This window comes from Candidatus Koribacter versatilis Ellin345 (assembly GCF_000014005.1).
Lineage (GTDB): Bacteria > Acidobacteriota > Terriglobia > Terriglobales > Acidobacteriaceae > Korobacter > Korobacter versatilis_A.
Map to the genome: position 1 here is coordinate 1,054,099 of NC_008009.1, position 18,911 is coordinate 1,073,009.

The 18,911-nt window shown below is 58.7% G+C and carries 13 protein-coding genes; all 13 read right to left on the bottom strand.

All coding sequences use genetic code 11. The features are described from left to right. Position 1 precedes the first annotated feature (1 nt). The 13 genes from ACID345_RS04370 to ACID345_RS04425 are packed head-to-tail and all read right to left on the bottom strand — an operon-like array spanning position 2 to position 18,730. A complete protein-coding gene (locus ACID345_RS04370; RefSeq protein ID WP_011521655.1) occupies positions 2 to 2,245 on the bottom strand; it encodes a hypothetical protein in 2,244 nt (747 codons plus the stop codon). Continuing rightward, positions 2,242 to 5,115, bottom strand: a complete 2,874-nt coding sequence (locus tag ACID345_RS04375; protein WP_011521656.1) for a putative baseplate assembly protein — start codon at positions 5,113 to 5,115, stop codon at positions 2,242 to 2,244. Before ACID345_RS04375 ends, ACID345_RS04370 begins: the two co-directional genes overlap by 4 nt. Beyond that, the gene (locus ACID345_RS25110; protein WP_011521657.1) at positions 5,112 to 8,663 is read right to left on the bottom strand and encodes a putative baseplate assembly protein; all 3,552 of its coding nucleotides are present in this window, start codon (positions 8,661 to 8,663) and stop codon (positions 5,112 to 5,114) included. The genes ACID345_RS04375 and ACID345_RS25110 overlap by 4 nt, the downstream gene beginning before the upstream one ends. Beyond that, the gene (locus tag ACID345_RS04385) at positions 8,660 to 9,022 is read right to left on the bottom strand and encodes a GPW/gp25 family protein (RefSeq protein WP_011521658.1); all 363 of its coding nucleotides are present in this window, start codon (positions 9,020 to 9,022) and stop codon (positions 8,660 to 8,662) included. The genes ACID345_RS25110 and ACID345_RS04385 overlap by 4 nt, the downstream gene beginning before the upstream one ends. Positions 9,023 to 9,038: 16 nt before the next feature. Continuing rightward, complete coding sequence (locus tag ACID345_RS26195) at positions 9,039 to 9,359, bottom strand: hypothetical protein (protein ID WP_083763665.1); 321 nt, start codon at positions 9,357 to 9,359, stop codon at positions 9,039 to 9,041. A gap of 8 nt (positions 9,360 to 9,367) precedes the next feature. Then, complete coding sequence (locus tag ACID345_RS04390; protein WP_011521660.1) at positions 9,368 to 9,919, bottom strand: phage baseplate assembly protein V; 552 nt, start codon at positions 9,917 to 9,919, stop codon at positions 9,368 to 9,370. After that, entirely contained in the window at positions 9,916 to 11,058 is a 1,143-nt protein-coding gene (locus ACID345_RS04395; protein ID WP_011521661.1) for a hypothetical protein, read from the bottom strand. Before ACID345_RS04395 ends, ACID345_RS04390 begins: the two co-directional genes overlap by 4 nt. Continuing rightward, positions 11,048 to 11,419, bottom strand: a complete 372-nt coding sequence (locus ACID345_RS04400) for a LysM peptidoglycan-binding domain-containing protein (protein ID WP_011521662.1) — start codon at positions 11,417 to 11,419, stop codon at positions 11,048 to 11,050. Before ACID345_RS04400 ends, ACID345_RS04395 begins: the two co-directional genes overlap by 11 nt. Beyond that, a complete protein-coding gene (locus ACID345_RS04405) occupies positions 11,416 to 12,078 on the bottom strand; it encodes a hypothetical protein (protein ID WP_011521663.1) in 663 nt (220 codons plus the stop codon). The genes ACID345_RS04400 and ACID345_RS04405 overlap by 4 nt, the downstream gene beginning before the upstream one ends. 31 nt (positions 12,079 to 12,109) lie before the next feature. Next, positions 12,110 to 15,292, bottom strand: a complete 3,183-nt coding sequence (locus ACID345_RS25115; RefSeq protein WP_011521664.1) for an eCIS core domain-containing protein — start codon at positions 15,290 to 15,292, stop codon at positions 12,110 to 12,112. Continuing rightward, complete coding sequence (locus tag ACID345_RS04415; protein ID WP_011521665.1) at positions 15,289 to 15,546, bottom strand: hypothetical protein; 258 nt, start codon at positions 15,544 to 15,546, stop codon at positions 15,289 to 15,291. Before ACID345_RS04415 ends, ACID345_RS25115 begins: the two co-directional genes overlap by 4 nt. Then, entirely contained in the window at positions 15,543 to 17,447 is a 1,905-nt protein-coding gene (locus tag ACID345_RS04420; RefSeq protein ID WP_011521666.1) for an ATP-binding protein, read from the bottom strand. The genes ACID345_RS04415 and ACID345_RS04420 overlap by 4 nt, the downstream gene beginning before the upstream one ends. After that, positions 17,447 to 18,730, bottom strand: a complete 1,284-nt coding sequence (locus tag ACID345_RS04425) for a DUF4255 domain-containing protein (RefSeq protein ID WP_011521667.1) — start codon at positions 18,728 to 18,730, stop codon at positions 17,447 to 17,449. The genes ACID345_RS04420 and ACID345_RS04425 overlap by 1 nt, the downstream gene beginning before the upstream one ends. Positions 18,731 to 18,911 lie beyond the last annotated feature (181 nt).

The window sequence follows — 18,911 nt, forward strand, 5'->3', positions numbered from 1 at the left end:
CTCAGTTCTCGTAAAACACACCAAATTCCAGGCCCACAGGCATGTACTCAGACATGCGGATACGAAGATCGGTTTCGCGAAGCGGGGCGAGGATGAAATGAAATGCCCCCATCTCGCCGCCGTCGTCGGCACCGCGACGAATGGCGTCGTCAGTGACGGAATAGAGCTTGCAGTACGCAGGATTTCCGTAGCGAAGCGATTGAATCAGCGGTTGCGGCTCGCCCTTGCCTTGCACAACACACTTGTATGTTCGGGGCGTGATTGCGCCGGTTGGCAAGTAGCTGAAGCGCACACAGCCTTCCTGTTTGCGCACCGCCCAGAGCGGAGCGCGCCACAGAGCCGGAGTAGCGGCGGTATCGGCATCAGAAAGTTCCGCCCAGAAGATGCAATTTGAAACCAGTTCGAGCAACGTCGCATAGACCTTGCCGATAACGGTGCATCCGGTCATGGTGAGCGAACCGCCGGGTGTCGGGCGTTGCGTGCCCGAATCAACGGTTGCGACGTACGCGACCATGGACGGCAGAGTGGCGTCGAGGATGGAGTCGGCAAGAGTTGCGGTCGCAGTGCCGTTGATCCAAAGTGCTCCGACGATCGATTTGCTGATTTCTAGTTCTACCCCTGAATCCTCGATGAGGACGGAGGGCCTCCCGAAGAAGGTTGGATCTGGAGTACCGTCCGAAAGGAGAGCCCAGCCGGGAACAACTGTGCAGTGGGTGATTCCAAGATGACTGAGCTTGTTTTTGGCCGAGGCGGGAACGTGGAGAAGCGCCGGAGGTAACGTGCCTCCACCAGCAGGGGGCGCGTAGGCGATGATGAGTCCATTGAGGTCGAGTGAGCCTTCTTCGTCGCCGGTGATGGCGAATTCACCGCCGAGGAACAACGTTGGGCGTACGCCATCCGCGGCGCGTAGTTCGACGTGGCCGCCTTTCTTGATGGCGAGAGCCAGACCGGCGGGCTCGGAGTAGTTGGCGTTGTCGGTGATTTCGACGACACCATCGCCAGCGATCGCGGTCAAAGCATCGTGGATTGTGGGGTAATCGCCGGGGACGCGAATGACCGCTTGATCTTCTGCTGCGGTGAATGTGCTGCTGCGCGGATACTCGCCACCGCCCATGTCGGCGTTGAATCCGTAATAGTAAGAAGCTCGGACATGGTTGGTTTTGCCCGCGGGAGGTGGTGGAAGAGCGATGCGACCGAGAAGCGGATCGACGGCGGGCAGGCCACCGGCTTTCGGTAGATTGTTCCAGCTTCCGTCGGGACCCTCGAGATCGCATACCTGGATTTCAGATTGCAGCGCTCCGTCCACGTAGAGTGCGAGACTCTTACCGAAACCGTAGTAGGTTGCAGTTTTGCCGGCGAGGATGTCCTGCATGTCCTGACAGAGAACGTGGCGTCGGAGGCGATCGGGAACATTTTCCGGACGAGCGGCGTCGGTTATGTCCTCACCCTGCGAGATGGGATGGTTGAAGAGCGGCATGTCCGCGTCGAGCGAACTAAAGCGGAAACACTGGGGATTGCCTGTGACGGGCGTCGACGGTGCAAGAGTCATCGGATAAGCGTTTAAAGACCAGAGGAAAATTCCGATGTTTTGAATGTTGTAGCGGCCACGCTGCACGGCGATGCGGCGAACATCGACTTTATGCGCTGTGCGGTCGAAACCAGTGTTGATGTAATCGCCAGATTTCCAATTGCGCAGATCGGGCGCATAGAAATTCTTCGCGCGGATGTGATTCATGTACTGCGTGTCGCCGAGGACCTTGAACATTTCGACGGCGTGTGCGCCCCAACCCGTGACGTCGCGGGCGAGTTGCTCCATGACGAGCACTGTGCCTTTGCGACGCCGGAACGAGATGGTGTGGGCGACTTCAGCGCGCGGGCTGGCGACCGCAGGTGCAACACCACGGACGGACTTGTATCCGATGAGGTCGCCAATATAAGGAATGACCCACGGCGCGCAGGTTTCGATGAATTGATCGTCGTAGAGTTGGTCGAGGTTATCAGCGAAGATTGCGAGTTGCTCGGAGACGACCATCATCAACGACTGCAACGGGCCGCGAGAGGCTTTGTCCAGCAAGGCATCCAGCTGTTGCTGCTGCTTAAGGGTGAGCGTGGAGAGCGCTTGAAGCGCCGCCAACTGGGTTTGTTCCGCAGACGTAAGCAGCGGTTGCGATTGAGCGAGGTCCGCATCGCGCAGACGATAAAGCGCGGGGAGCAGGTCATAGAGTTTCTGTGCGGCCGTGCTCACTGCATCACCCCCAACTTCACGGATTTTGGATCAGGATCGAGGACGAGGATCTCGGCTGGATAGGGAAGAGCCGTCAAACTCGGCACGGGGACGTAGGCACAAATTCTTGTCGGGGAGTCAGAGAACGGTCGTGTCCATGTGACTTTCTGCGACAACCAGGCGTTGAGACGAGGGACAGTGATTGCGCCTCCACGGCCGGCGAGATCTCCGGCGGTACTGGTGGCCACCGTGTGAATCTCGGTGACGTTGACGGCGATGACGCCCGGCACATCCTGAATCACTGTGGCTATCTCGTCGGACGACACGCTTTGCCCGAAGTCGCGATTGGCAAAGCTGTATTCGCCGGTGAGCGCCGACTGAACTGCCGCTTGCACGGTGGGTTGATCGTAAGCGGGGTCATACTTCACGTCCGCGGAGAGCCCAAAGAGGGTTTCGAAAAATGAAACCGCGGTGATGGGAATGAGTGGATTTCCGTAGTTCTTCAGAGAAGTAGTGAGATAGCCGAGCGTTGGATTCGAGGCTGGGAGTGCTTCACCATCCACGCCAGCGACGGTGAGGAAGACACCGCGGCCGGGACCAGAGGGGATCCAAATCGCGTAGGCTTTGGAGATGCCCGCGAAAGTCGACGCGTAGCTCTGATAGTCGGCGATAGACACGGCGCGGCCGAGAGTGAGTACGGATTGCGGGGCGTCGGTGCGAATGTCGGCAACAGTCTGGGGGTCCTGGCCGCCAGTTGCAGACTGAGGATTGGTGACACCGTTGACGCCGAGCGGGCGATCCATGAGCGTGGTGAGGGTTCCAGCGTCTACATTTCCCGCAGAACCGCTGCCGATGCGGTAGTTGGCGCGGATGTTGTTCTGTCCAGTGGGGAGCGTTGTACCTTCTACTCCGTCGCCGAAGAGAACTGTGGTGTTGCCCGATTGCAGATTCGTGGTGAAGACGGCACCCGATGGAGGCTGCTGGTAAAGCGTCTGCACCTCGGTCCACTTCACACCGTTTACGTCTACTTCTAAGCTGCTCTGGCGTCCGGTGGGTGTGGCTGCCTGCACATAGGTGAGCGGTGACTGCTTGAGAGCGAAGCGCTGGTTCGGAGTGGCCGCGCTCCCGTTGCCGAGAATGTCGGTGACGCTCTGGCCATTCGTCGCCATAACGACGTTGGCGTTCACAGACGTCGTCTTGCGTTCGTAGCAATTCATGAGCGCGGACTTGAGGGTGATGAGTGTGTGCGCGGTGGCGCCGGGGGTGGACTCAATGACGGTCACGAGAGCGCACTCGCTGATAACGGGGTCGGTTTTGCTCGAAGGCGTGAGTGCGAGATTCTTGAGATCTGCAGTGATCGTTCCGGGACGACCGGTGACGTCTTCCACGGAGAGAGTGATGTTGCCGCTGCCTTGTTGCCATGCGCTATTGCTTACGTTCTGCAATGGCGCGGCATCGGTGATGATGACGACATCGTCGACATCGAGGGTGACGGTTGGGCTAGCGTCGTCGGGAGTGAAAATGATGCCCGCGATTTTCGCGCTCAGCTTCTGCAACTTGCCGCTGACGGCGATGACGGTGGCCTCGGCGAGATCCGGGCGCAGGTCCTGCAAATCGATCGACGAGCCATAGAGAGGATAGAAGAGCGGTTGCAGCGGCACAGTGAGGCGCTCGCTCTGGACGAGAGCCGAAGTCTCACGCGTGTCCTGGTAGTAGCTGTCGAGTTGGGTGTTGGTGTCGACGGCGGCGCGCGTGATTTTGCTGCTGACGCCGTATCTCGAATGCGAGATCGCGGTGACACTGTTGACGTGGTAGAGGAAGATGAATCCGGCGGGAGAGCGAGAGATTTGCGCGTCGGGGCGAACCAAGGCGATCCAGCCGCTCGAGGTCATTTTGTTGTATACGGCGTCGAGATCGATGAGATTCTTGCCGGGGGAACCGAAGATCCACTCGGGATTGTTTCCCGAGGTGATCAAGTTGGCAGTTTGCAATGCACTAATAGTTGTCCCAGCGAGCAATGCAGGGTTCACTGCGTTGTAGCCGAAGAGCGATGCACGCGCGCGCAACGCGTAGAACTTTGGGTGATCCTGCGCGGGCTGGACGTTGGTCGGCGGATAGCCGAGACCTTCGCTCCATTCGACGTAGGTGACGTTGTTCTCTCCGTCAGGAGTGACGGTGGTGATTTCACGGACGTCCCAGTTCTCGCTGCCTGCGCTGTTCTTGCGCTCGTTACCGACAACCAGGATGAGATCGCCCGGTTGGAGTGAGGTGGCGGTGCCTTGCAGATAGACGCTGATATCGTTCATCTGCGGCACCCACTTGGTTCCGGTCATTACGGGGAGCGCGTTCCAATCGGGCTTGGCGGGGATGTCGCTGGAGGTTTCGAATGTCTGCGGCTTGGCGTTTTGTGCGGGAACGCTTTGCATCTGCGTGCCCTTGGGGATGGTGATTGCCGGGGCATTGGGATCGGGAGCTTGGCCGGGCGCCGTCTTGAGAGAGAAGGCGACGTAACAAGCGGCGGAGACTCCGGGAGCGGGCTGGTAGCCGATCAGACGTGAGAGTTCGACGAGAGAGCGAAGTTGTCCGGCGGTGCGGAGGTAGCTCTCGTTCGCGAGACGTTCCTGGTAGAAAGTGAGGACGTCGAGGACAACGGATGTGGCGTCGAGGAAGGCGATGGTGAAATCGTCGTTGTCGCGCGTTTTGAGTTGCTGGAGCGCCGGGTAGTCGGAACTGGAGAGGCGCGCGAGCATGGAATCTTTGAAGGTGGCCCACTTGCCGACGCGATAGGTGACCTCCGGAAGACCGGGGCGATTCTGTTCGAGGTCGGGCGTTTGCACCGCGATGCCGGCGCAGCAGCCGCAATTGCATCCAGCGTTTCCGGAGCAGCTCATTTGCCACCTTCCAGCACGAGGGACAGTTGTCCATGGTTGGGGAAGCTTGGGTCATTCGCGAGACGCGCGATCTGCAAGGGGCCGATGGGAATCTCTCCGGCGGCGATGTACTGCGTCGTGGAAATCAGTCCTTGCGGTTGGAAGGTGCTGGCGCGGACGGCCTTCACTCCAGCGACGCATCGCGCTGCTGCGTAGATCGGACTGAGGTAAACAGTCTTTCCAAAGGTGAAGTTGTCGGGGTAGAAGAGGCCCTTCTGACCCGTGGAATTGACGCCGCTGCCGAGGACTTGCATGAGAGCGCGCTGGACATCGCTTTGGAAGTAGTCGGGATCGACGCAGATTTCGAGTTCAACCTGGAGCGGCACGTATTGCGGATTGTCGATCTCGAGGTCCTGGCCGGCGAGGTGATAGCGCTCTACGTTCTTCTTGATCGCTTTCGAGAGAACCGTTGAAACATTGCCGGCGCCCACGGGCTCCGCGGCGATGAACACCGTGTACCAACTGCCGGTCCAGCGGAGTTCTGCGACAGCTTGATCTACCTGAGGAGTTTCTTCGGCGACGTGAGCGTAATCGTCCATGGTGACGGCGCGCTGCTGCGTGAGGAATGCTTGCGGTGCGCGTCGGCGGATCTGCTCGTTGGTTTCGGGATCGGTGCCACCCGTGGCGGGCAAGGGATTACGGCAATCGCCAATGCGGGGATCGCCAGCGTGGAAGGTGAGCGTGTCGGCTCCGACATTTCCAGCGGTACCGTTTCCGACTCGATAGGTCGCGATGAAATTCGTGCCGGTTTCAGGATTGCGTCCGTTGGTGTCGTCGCCGAAGCGGAGAGTGGCGGTGCCGTCGTATTCGACTTCGACGACGAAATTCAGGTCAGCCTCGCCGCTTTCAAGGAGGTCTTTATCGGGCGTCCACGTCTCGGTGCTTGCTTCGGTTGTGCCGCTGAGGGTGATTTCAGGAATCGCTTGCGTCGGGTCAAATTGCATGAGAGTGGCGGCGGAGAGAGTGGTATCCGCAGTGCTGGCAAAGCTCTCGACCACGACAAGGTTGGAGACGCCGTTAATCTGGAGAGCGGCCGATTCCAAGGCTAGGTTGGTAAACGATTCCAACAAGACCGGGAGTGCAACGCCGATTGCGCCCGATGCGGGGTTGTAGTCCAGATCGAGGTCGAAGAAGACTGGATTGGCGCTTGGTTGCGCCGTCACGCCGAACAAGGCTGGCCAATTTGCGGGGTCGGTCGGCTGCAAGGTGAGATATATGGCGCTGCTGGTGTCCTTGAGATCTGTGGGTACGGAATTCGACAGCATGGTTGGGGTGAGCGGAAAAGTCGTGGGTGGCGTGGCGGGCGGCGTGTAGGAAGCTGGAATCTCCATGAGCTGCGAGACGCCGTTGATCTTGGTGACAACGAAGTTCGGATCGGCTGAGTTGAGTGAGAGTCCGACAAACTTTTCGACGGGCACGAGCTTGTTTATGCCAGAGCCCCCGGACGCAGGATCGTAGACGACGGAGAGGTCAATCTTGGTTGAGTCACCGGAGTTCACTGCCACAATGATTCCGAAGTTTTGCGGCCAGCCGTTCGGATTTGTTGGCTCGAGAGTGAGTGCGGCGAAGCCTTCGGCATTGTTAAGACTGAGAAAGCCGGAATCGGGAAGATTCACAACGCCCGCGGTGATCGGATTGCCCAACTCTCCCAGCGGAACCTCGGTGAACGGCACGGCTTGGGTCAGCGGACGATCGGGAACTTGCGGCCGGAAGCGAACGGGCAACGGTGAGGGACGTGTGTCGTCGCAATGGTCGGCCGCGGGGTCGGGTGGCTGGAAGATTGTGGGGGCTGGAACGGTACCGATCTCAACGCCGGTTAGCGTGAGTCCGTGATCGGATAGGACGTTATTTCCGAAGGCGACGCTGACGTCCGTGAGCACTTGAGTATCGCCGTTGTCGTCGATGAAACTTGACGAGACGCAAACCGCGAAGGGCAGTGCATCGTCTTGCGACCACTGGATCTCGGTGACTGGCGTTGGCTTCTGCGCCGGGCTTTGGATCGGCAGGCCGGTTCCTTCTTCGAAGAGCGGATCGATGAGTGGATTGCCGGCGCCATCTTGGGTTGCGATTTTGGTCACTCGCACGGCGCAGCGATGGCGGATGTCAGCGTCGGCAGCAAAGCCCGTCTTCGGGCCGACCATTTCCTGGAAAATCAGGACATCGCCGATACCGAGCTTGGGATACGAGCCGTGGAGCGTGGCTTCCATCGCGCCCGCGGGCAGACAACAACTGGTGTCGCCCCAGGTATAGAACGAAATCTGGTTGTGCTCGGGATAGAGCACCTGATCCCACATGGGCTCGAAGACTTGTGTGCCGCAACGCAGGGCAGCTTCTTCGTTTCCGGCACCGACGGCGAGCGAGTTCGGCAGGTTGGGAGCGAAGGTGTAAAAGCGAGTGACCTTGCGGTCGATGAAGACCTTGGTTCCGGGATCGGCCTTCAGGTCGATGTGTATCCAGGTACGCGCATTGCAGCCGTCGCTTGCGTGGTAGTCAACGAGCAGAGCATGACGACGAAGCGAGATGCGGCTACGGGATGTGTTGAGATAGGCTTCGGTCGCGATCGCATCCTGCTGATAGCTGAGGCGGTCGCCGACATACGCGATCAGTTCCGTGAGCGCGATGCCCAAGTCAGCTTCGCTGGTAGCACCCCAATTAGGCAGCAACTGGCTGAGGCGATCGAGCATGATGCCGCGGAAACTGCCGTAATCCTTGGCGAGATAGTTGATCGCCGGAGGTGTTGGAAGATCGGGCGGGCAGTTTGGCTGCTGCGGAGCACAGTCGAAGTCGGGACCGCACTCGACCTTGAAAGAGAACGTGACTTCCGAAAGTTGGGGATCGAAGCCTGGCAGAACATCTGTGACTTCGAAGGAAGATTGCAATGCTTCGGAGACGCTGTCCACGAGGCGCAGAACGTAAGGAGAGAAGTCGCCGGCTTCACTGGTGCGAACCAGAAGGACGTTTGCGGCGTCGCTGAGGGCGGTGAAATATGCCTGTTCCTGCGGGTTGGTAACGGGAGATGCGGGAGGATTCGACGCCGGGGCGACCCAATCGATACCTATATTTATGATGCTCTCGCCGCCGGTGATCAGGACGTTGTCACGGGTGATAGAGGCCGGAATCGGGCGAAGGCAATGGACGAGCAGCGTACGCTGACGCGGGCTGTTGAGCGGAATCGCGTCGTGGTCGAGGACTTCGAGATAATCGATACCGTTTGGCGTACCAGTGATGTTGAGGGTGCATCCGCTGCCACTTCCACCAGTTGTGGGAACTCCAGTCGCGGTCGAGTAACCGGTGCCGTTGGCTTGCAGGGAAACCGTCGCGACCTTGCCGGTGGAAACCGTCTCGACCTTCACTGTGGCGGTGCCGCTCGATCCTGGCTGTGCGATGGTCAGAACGTCGCCAACGGTGTAGCCAGTTCCCGGCGCGTTGATGGTCGGCGTGGTGATAATCGAGCTCGGATTATTCAGCACCGCACTCTTGCGGTTTTCATTACAGCAGCTATAGATCATGATCCGGACCCATACGTGAACGTCTGTACCTGCGTGACGTCTGTGTTGAGCATGGAATAGGAAACGGTGACAGTGAGTTTTTCGTTCTGTGCCGAGGCGACGACCGACTGCACCTTAACGTAACTGCTGAGCCATTTCTGGAGCGCAGCCTGCACTGCGAATTGAGTCGCAGCCGCCATTTCGAGGCTGTTGGGCGCGAAGGGAAGCTGGAGAAGGCCGCTGCCGAAGTCGGGAAGGTTGACGCGCTCGCCGGGAGAGGTGAACAACACCTGCTCGACGAGTTGCTTGACATAGTCGTCAAGTTCAGCCTCGCGGGTACGGCCTCGTCCATCGAATTGATACGGAAAGTAAATGTTCATCGCTGCTTCCTTGGCGCTATGTCGCGATTACCCTTGGCTGTGCCGCGACCGGCACGAGCGGTGTCCCCGTAGGAACGCAGATCGAGACACCTGCCTGAATCACGACAGGCTGCCCCATGGAGAGGACACGCACTGTGCCGACAATCCACTGACCGGTGACGCATGGGCCATTGCCAGCCGGAGTGACGAATGGACATCCGGCTACGGCGTATGGTGCGGTGACGGTTGCAATGGGCATTCCCGAGACCATGACGCGCGGGCTCGGCACCGTTGGCATTGCCTGGCCACCATGTGCACAAAGCACGGTTGCTCCCATATGCAGAATTGGTCCGGGCACAACTCCTCCTAAATCGCGGTAAGCGCACCTAAATTGACGTCGACGGCTGGTCCAACCATGGTGATCATGGCGCCCTTACCGTTGCTGATGTAAATGCCGCTGTCGTTCACGACGATCATTGCCCCTGTGGTGCTCTTCATAACGATTCCGCCGGTTACGGGCGTCGGAGGCGCATCGCTGATGAGCAACATGTTTTGCGCGGGAGTCTGGAGACAGATGTTTACGCCAGGTGGGATTGCCGGAGGGGCGATCGCGAACACCGGGACCTCGCCGACGATTCCCCAGAAGCCACCAGTCCAGATCGGATAGTCGGGGTCACCCTGTTCGAACTCAATCCAAACCTGCGAGCCGAGTGGCGGCACGACGAAAACACCTGACTGAATGCCCGCGGACGGAACGCATGGCATTGCCCAACTCGACGGGATTTCGCCGAGGACATCGGGTACCTGCGCCATGATGCGACCGATTTGTTCCGGGTCAATGTTGTTGATGACCAGGCCGCGATACTTGCCGTAGTACTTCGTCGGATTGCCGCCCGCAGCGGTTTTCTGTGGACTCATGAGGGCACCGTGGAAACTGTGGATACCAAGCCGTTACGGCTCAGCTTGAAACTCTGCTTGTATTCGCCACGCTTGATTTTGTGGGTGACACTCTTTACGTAATAAAGACCGTCGAAGGCAGGTCCCGCGCCTCGCACGCCTACGAGCTCGCGGGCTTTGAGAACTCCGCCGTAACGCACAACATCGAGGGTGCCTTCACCGGTAACTGCATCTGCCCATTGCGACGCTGCAGCTAGGCCGATCATGATGGTCTGGGGGATTGGGCGCTTCGAAAGGTCGTCGCGGATCGGCGTGAGATCGGGTGGGATGTTCGACGGCAGTGGCGGAATCAGTCCGAGTGGCGGATTTAGGGGCGTGATCGGCGGAATTGGAATCGGAATAGAAACGCCGGTTTGCTGGTTGTAAATGTAGACGATCGGAATCCGGTTCTGCTGCTGATCGAAATTGAAGGTGAGATTTTCGACGTTGGTGTATGCATCCATGTCGATGTTGAGGGCGGGCTGAATTGCGCCGAACTTGATTTGTGGTCCCCAGTAGGCTTTGCTGATGCCTGGAGCCGGTCCGGGATCGATATAGAAGACGTATCCGACGCGATCGGCGAGCGCGCGAACGTAGGCGAGATCGGTGCCCTGTTGGCTGGGGATCATGTCGATCGGCAACGGCACGTCGATTAACACGCTGGGGATGATCAAGGGAATGACGCCGAAAATCGCATACTTCGCGCAGATGAGAGCGACGCGCGCTTCCGCAGGGCAGGCCGGGAAGGGGAAACCGCTCCAATCGGACTGGTTCATGAGCGCGGTGAGATCTTCGCCGGTCAGGGTCAGTGTCGAGTTCGAGCCCTTGTCTCCGGGAGAGATGTGGTTGTTGGTGATGACTCCGTCGATCAGGACATTCGAGACTCCATTCACGATGGCGACGATAACAACCCGCATGAATAGAAGTGGGAGTCCACCCGTGAGCAAGAACATGATGTTGAGCGGCGATTGTTTGTCGATCAAGAACGTAAGCTGGAATCCGCTTGTGCCGGTGTCATTCACCGTCACCTCAACACTGTCGAGGGCGTCCATGACTGGGCGCGGCGGCGTCATAGGGAAAAACGGTCCCATCATCAGGTTGAGTTGAACGCTATCGAGCATTCGCCGCTCCTGGTACGCCCTGCGGTGTGGTGATGTTCAAGGTTGTTCCCGGTGTTTCCGTAAGCGTGTCGGGATCAATGGCTCCATTGGCATCGGCAATCAGCCAGAACATGAGCGGATCGCCGAGATATTTGGCGGCGATGAGATCGAGCCGGTCGCCCTGGTGCACGGTGTGCACTGCAACCGTGGAGAAGTTCGGAGGTCCCGGTTGAGGTACAAATCGTCGTGCGAGATAAGTGATCGTCTGGCCATCGGGACCGATGTAGGTCCACGTACTGGAACCGTAGTAACGACTGTCAGTAGGGAATGTGACCGTCGGCACCACTCCCATCTGAATGAGGCTTTGAAGCGGCGAGTTCATGGCAGACCTCCCAACCCGAGGACGGAAATAGCGACGCTGCTTGCCATGGACGCCAGTTGCTGCTTGTTCGTCAGATAGCTCATGAACATGCGGCCGCCAGGGTGAGCTAAACCGATGTCGTCAATATTCAGCACGCGGAGACCGAGGCTGACCTTGGCGCGAATTGGATTCAGATTCGGATCGAAAGCTTCTTCGGTGATTGAGAAGTCGGTGATGCGCACCGGCACCACGCGGGTCTTGCTCCACACGAAGAGAGTGAGTGGTTGTTCGAGTGGAATGATTTCCAGTTGGCCGTTGTTGGCGAGGTTGTCGTCGGAGAGCAGGGTTTCGACGGTTGGATTCACGAGCATTTCGAGCTGTGCCAACTGGGGCTGCAAGCCGAATTTCACTGTGATCGGATTTTGTTTTGGAAACTCCAGCTGGTCGGTTGCATCGAGTTCAGCCTCGAGCTTGATGGTTTCGACTGCGGGGCCGCGGAGACGGAGGGCATCGACGCGTGTTCCGTCCTGCGCTCCCTGTACGGCTTGAATTTGAAGCGTACGCGAGAGGGTATCCGGGTTGTATTGCAGCGCGATCACGCTCCGCAACGCAGTGGTGTCCGGGTCCATGGTGACGATGCCACCTTTGACAAGACGCGGTGAACCGGGGAATGTGGTCATAAAACGAAGTCAACTCCGTAATTCGTTTCCGCTAGTTGGTGCGAACGTCGTCGTAGGTAATTACTTCCGACCCGTAATCGGCCGGATCCACTTCTTTCACGACTTTCTCGCCAGTTGTTACGTCAAAGCCCTCGATCACAATCTTTCCGCCATTTCCTTTTGCTGCATTCAGGACCTTGTCTTCTACGCCTTGTTGCTGCGCGATCTTCGCGCTCTTGCGGAACTCCGCTTCGATTTCGCCTGGTTTCGCCAGTCCGCCGGCGATGCTTTTCTTGAATTCCTCTCCGGACTTGAGGTCGCCCGCCACAATCTTCTGGCCGCGTACCTCTACGTAATCCGGGATGCGTCCACCTTTGCCGATTTCGTTTGTGGGCTTGATTGTTCCGTCAGGAGCACGCACACCGACAATGTGCGCTTGTTCGAGAATCGTGCGATTCGGATAGGCCATCTGCCTCTTGATTGCCCATATCCGTTCTTTGACATTCCAGAGTCCCTTGATCGGCCCGCCCTTCCTGCTCTTGCCAGTCGCGGCTCGCTCGGCTTGATAGTCGATGGTGTCCCAACGTGCCTTGTGCAGATCTCCTTCGGCTTCTGCGAGGCGCGCTTGCAAAGCGGCTTCGCGATGCTGAACTAGTTTTTCGCCAGAGAGCTTCCCTCCATTTGCACGTACGTCTTCCAACGCGGCGATGAGCTTCTTGCCCTGTTCGGCGGCAAACTCGGGATCGGCCTTACGCATGTTCTGGACCGATTCGTTCCACTCCTTGAACTCAGGATGGGCATCAAGTTCCTTCTTGTATTCCACGTGAATCACAGGGCAAGGCGGAGGACTACACTTCCCGACACCCTGCTCGGTAACGACGACATCGTGTTTGCCATCCGCAGTCTTCTTCTTGGCGGTTGCGTCCTTCTCTTGTACGGCCGCGGCAGTTTGGCCTTCCGGTCCGTCCGTCTTCTTCGCGCTAGGCGTTCCGGCGTGCTCTTCTGGAGGCGCACCGATTGCGCGTTTCTGCGTGGTGGCCGGTGGTGTGTCTTCGTGAAGAGGCGCAGCGCCTTTGCGCTCGCCAGGTGCCTTGTCGGGAGGCGCTGTCGTCACGTGCTCGTCCGTATGAACGGGGGGCGTTTTCTTCTGCGGCTTAGCGACTGGAGCCGCGGTTTGATCGTGCACTGGCGTGGCCGCTTGATCGTGTAGTGGTGGAGCCGCTTGATCGTGTACAGGTGGTGCGCCCTGCTGATGCTCGGATGGGGCAGCTTGCTTCTCTTGCGGCAATCCTTCTTCGTGAACGGCAGCGCCATGTACGAATGCAAAAAGTGTTCCTGTAGCGAAGGCCTGCGCGAGTTCGATCAGGAAATCTTCCATCACGAATTTCTTTTTCTCTTTTCGCAGCATGTCGAACGCGGTTCTCGCGGCGGTCTGCACCAAGTTGGTGGCGCCGGCGAGAGCGGCATGGACGGCAAGTTGCGCTGGTTTCTGCCCGAGTTCCGGAGCCTTTCCGAGCACAGCTTTCGTGGCAGCATTATTCAGATATTTTGAGAAGCCCAGGGTCGCGAGTTGGAAGACAGTGTCAAAGGCGATGCCACCCCAGTCGACTTCTTCGCGCAGTCCGTACTTGACTTCCATTTCCTGACGGCCGACATCGAGGAGTTCACCCGCGACGATGTTGCCAACCGCGAAGCCGGTTACCTTGCTTGCACCGGCGCTCGCACCCGGCGCGAAGATGGTTGCGGCATCCAAAGCGGTGCGGCCGACGCTGAACCAGAGCGCCATTTCGGTCGCGTCGTTGAACTTGAGCATGTCTTCGCCGGTTACGCAGACGAGGCGTTCTTTGTCGTCATAGAGGCGCACGCCAACGACTTCGTCCTTCTTCAAGCGAATGCCCCCGAGGAAGGTTTCGAGCGGCAGAGTTTTCGTTTCGCGGCGGAACATCGGATCGCCTTTGACGTCGTTCAGAGGCTGCTTGACGAGGATCTCGTCGCCTTTGCGTTCCGCGCCGATGGGCGCGTTTGAAAGCTGCCACATACCTTTGGGCAAGCGGAGAGGGAAGATCTTGAAGCCTTGGCCGGCGGTGTCCTGGCAACGCTTCTTTTTCTGTTGAGGATTCTCGGGAATGGCTGCCTTGGTTGCGGCATCGGCGGCGGCATCGCCTTTTTCTTTACGCTTATCGAGTTCCTCGCCAGTGATCTTGGCGGCGTTCGAATCTGCGCCAATCCCGGGCTGAGCGACGGCGCCGCTGTGCAGGCCGGCGACAACCTCAGTTTTCATTTTGCTGATGCGGGAGCGGATCTCGCCCTGACTAAATCCGTTGAGATATTCCGACGCTGCCTGGTAGAACCCGCCCTTCATCTGTTCCGAAAATTTGGCGTTGAGGAATGCCCAATGCGTCATCTTCGCGACCGCAGAGCCAGGCCCAACGCGAGCGTTGCTGATGGCGCCGATGTGGAGTTGCTCGGTCTTCCAGCCCGCGCCCAAGGAGCCGATGAACGCTTTTAGATCGCCGGCACTTAGTCCATTTGCCAACTCGGCAGCTTGTTCCCAGTGCGCTGCGTCGGCGGCATCAAAAGCCTTTTCGATCAGCGAACCGGTTCGAGGCGCGTCAGCGACTTCAACATCCGAATCCTCTTCCCGCTGGACCAGACGTTCGCTTGGACCCTGTTGGTGAACGACGTGGGTCAACTCGTGGGCCAGCAGGCGACGGCCCTCAGCGCTTTCAGGCTGGTAGCGGCCTTCGCCAAACACAATTGAATTGCCGACGGTGTAGGCGTGGGCATTGACCGCCTCTGCGGACCTCGCTGCACGACCATCGTCGTGTACTTGCACGCTTCCGAGGTCGACGCCTAATCTCGGCTCGAAGAACGATCTTGTTGCATGATCGAGAGATCGGCCGCTCGAATTCAGAACGCTATGCACAATGGGCGGAGCGACATGTGGGGCTCCGAGTGCTGCCGGCTTGCGCTGCAAAAGCTTCTTTTTCTTGCAGTCATCGCATTCGTCCTTCGAATCGCTCGACCCTTTACAACCACATTTGCGCTGTAGGGTTTGTCCGAGGCTGACGCGAGATAGCGACCATGGACTCTTGTGAGACTCCCCAGTCATGACTTGATCCGCGAAGCGGTCCGCCTCCCGTTCGAATGAGCTATTGGGGTCGCCGACGCGCAACGAATTCGAGGAAGTGTTCTCCTGCTGCGAGTTGGAGTGTGACAAGGCGGTGCGGCTCATGGCTTCAACCCCCGACCGATGCCTTGCCCAATTTTGCGTCCGAGTTGACGGGCACCTGTCGGTCCGCTTTGGAGCGGGATGCGCCCGAGCTTCATCACCGGAGTGCGATGTGAGCGTGCCCAATCGGCGCGAGTGTCTCGATTAGCAAGCATCTCGTTAATCTGGGCGCGAAGACTCGCTATCAACTCCTTGTCCTGTCCGGCTGGTAATCCGCTCAGCACGACGCGATCGATAGTGAGGTGAATGCGTGTCATACCCAGCCACGCAGTTCTGCACCTGCAAGTGGACGCTCGATCTTGTGGGCTTCGAGTTTTGCGGCCTCAAGGAGGTGCTCCATGCCCACGGGGCCGTCGCAGTCGGCCGCAAGGAATGCCGCGTTCAGTGCGATATTGCGAATGTTTCCGCCGGCTACGTTGAGCTGTGAGAGCTTCTTCATATCCAGTCCGCGCGTCGGGGTGGAAGATGGAAATACCTTCGCCCAAATCGCTTCGCGTTGCGCTGCATCGGGAAAGGGGAACGTTATGGTGAAGCGGAGACGTCGTTGAAATGCGCGGTCGAGGGAAGCCTTCAAATTCGTGGTGAGAACTGCCAGCCCGGCATAGGACTCCATTCGCTGGAGCAGGTAGCCCACCTCGATGTTGGCGTAGCGGTCGTGACTATCCTTCACCTCTCCGCGTTTTCCAAAGAGGGCATCGGCTTCGTCGAAGAGCAGCAAAACCCCGCCTTCTTCGGCAGCGTCGAAGATGATCTTGAGGTTTTTTTCCGTTTCTCCGATGTACTTACTCACGACCGACGCGAGATCGATGCGATAAAGATCGAGTCCGAGCTCGGACGCCAAGACTTCGGCGGCAAGGGTTTTGCCAGTGCCAGACTCACCGCAGAAAAGCGCACTGACGCCTAGGCCCCGTTTGCCCTTTCCGGCGAAACCCCAGTGCTCATGGACACGCATGCGATGCCAGGCCTGGGTCGACATATGTCGCAGCATGCGCATCTGGAGCTCGGGCAGTACGATGTCGCCCCAGGTGGCTGCCGGACTAATCCGTTGTGCGAGATCTTCCAACTTCGGTCGAGCTAACGATCGGCAAGCCTTCCACAGCGTGTCAGGATTGAGCTCCGCGGAGTTGGTCGAGGCCAACATACCGGTGTGATAGATCATCCGAGCGCTCAGCCGAAATTGCTGCGAGATCCTGGCAAGGCCGCCGTTCATGTTGGAAGCAGCGCCATTGAGAGCACGGACCCAGAGGTCATGCTGTTCGCGAGCAGCAGGCTTGTTTACATCGAAGCGAGCATATGCACGGTGAAGCCGAACAGGTTCTTGCGTGGCGAGGAAGAATGAGAAAGGCAACTTGTCGGCGAGATAGTTGGCTGCGGCTGTCATGCTCGAATTTCCGCATTGCAACAGGAAAGTAGCGGGAAGCAAGAGCGCCTCACGTTCGAGGAGCCAAACAAGCCGCTCAAGATCCTGAGTTGAACCGGGAAGATCTTCGAGGCGAATTGAGAAAAGTTCCAACCCGAGGGCTTGCGTGACGAGGGCCGCGACGTCTTCCTGGCCAAATGCGTCATCTCCGCAAAGGTGGAGGACCGGAGCGACTTGGGACGCTTCGCGCAATATTCGCGCGATGGATGTGGCCGTATTTCTATGCTCCTCTGCAACGAGGGGAGCGCCGGCAATCGGTGTGATGAGCGAGTTGAGCGAGGGATCGGGGACATGCATCCCCGCGAGGTAATGAAGCACTCGTTCATCGATGCGAACCGGCGCGGTGGCAAATCCGCCGCTATTGCTCAACTCCACAAGGTGAAAGCGCCGCAGGGGCCGTACGGGCGTGAATGCGCTCCAGTGAGGATTTTCCAAGAGCGACATCGCGAGGCCGAAGGTAACGTAGGGCCTTTGAGACAACTGGTGCATCTCGGCGCAGCGCGCCGCCAATTCAGAATCCATTTCGACCCCGGCACAAAGCAACAGGAGGTCGCGCTCGAAGTCGGTTAGCCCGAACATCGCGGTAAGGCGGTCGATTGCAAACGGCGAGTCTTGGGGCTCCGGGATACCCGAAGCCAGCATTGCGGTCATGCCAAGCCGCTCTTTGAGGCGCGCGAATTCGGCCACGAGGTACGTGTGATTGGCTTCGGTCCAACTCATGGCAGTCGCGGTGCTCATTACGTCACCTGCACGGACGGGCCGGTAAATTTCGGAGGCTTCGCCGTCATGTCGATGATTGGACTGTCGATGCCGTCGACGCGGAGCCGCACTGGAACGGGTGTGGCAGTGGCGGTGAGGTTGGCAAAGGTGAAGCTCGGAGAATTGGTTGGAGTATCGAAGGTGTCGGCTGGAGCCGCCTGGCTTCCGATAAGGAGTTGAACAGCCTGCCCAGGGCGGAGATAGGGTGCGCATGGCACGGAGACGGAAACGTTTAGACCTGATGGGATCGTTCCGGGCGCCCAAGACGCATCGATTTTCGGCGCAATCGCGAGGGCAACGCCATTGGTGTCCACTGTGTCGCCATCCGATGCGACCTTGGCGGAGACCACGTAAACGCCTGCGGGGAGGTCCGTGGGATGAAGTTGTGGGGACGGTAGCACGGGGTTAGGAATACCAAACTTAAAAGACACATTCGTGGCATTCGTAATGGCGGTGATATCCGACTGAAGACCCTGCTGTGGATTGACCAACCGTACGGCGGAGGTTCCGTTCAGGAATGCGCCTTGAACGGTGACCGTATCTCCGAGACATGCGACAGGCTGTTTGTTTGGCGGATCAGCTTCGGTCAACGTTGGAATTGGAGACAGCGGCTTCGCTTCGATAATCCGTTGTAGTACGGGTAAAGCGGCGAATACTGGATTCTGCGGCTGGATCAGGACCACGGATACCTGAAAGGGAAACGTCGGGCGGTAGTCGGCCTTGAGGGCGGTCCAGAGCCACGCGATCTCCTCGCGACCAAGAGTGGCGGGAGTGATCTTGATCATTTCGACCTGGTCGGCAAGTCCCGAGAGACCGAGCGCGGTAGCGAATGGAGCTGGATAGCTCGGTGGAAGGGCTGCTAGCGCCGAAGCGATATCTGCGCGGGCAATCATCGGATTTTGGTGCAAGAAGAAGACGCCAAGACCAAGCAAGGCTTCGGCCTGGCTATCTTCGGGCGCATACGCGGTCAGAAGATAGTGGAGGTCCAGCGCGAGGGGTTGATTCGCAATGCGGGTTTGACCGTCCGGCGCAAGGGTTGGCATCTCAATGTTTCGCCACGCGGCGTTTAGCGTGACTTGGTGGAGAAAGATATTTACCTGGAGAGGCGCGTTGCCGCCGCCGGCAATACCGCCCTGAATGAGGTCAGGAGCAATAGCGGTCACGGAGACGCTGCCCAAGACCGATGACGGATTGTTGTACACAGCGTTCAGATACGACTGGAGCACAGCCGTGACCGCGGCGAGCGCAAGGGCATTGCTCACTGCGATCTCCCATCCCGACGGCGCAGGTAGTCATCGAGGCTCGTAGACTTGCGCGTGACTTTTGGTGTGCTTTGCGGCTGAGGCTGCGCGACGGCGAGCACTTCAACCCTGCCGATGTGAATCTGAATGTCGTCGGGTTCTCGGTGTGAGGCTTGTGATGCGGCGGGCGATGACCCTCGCG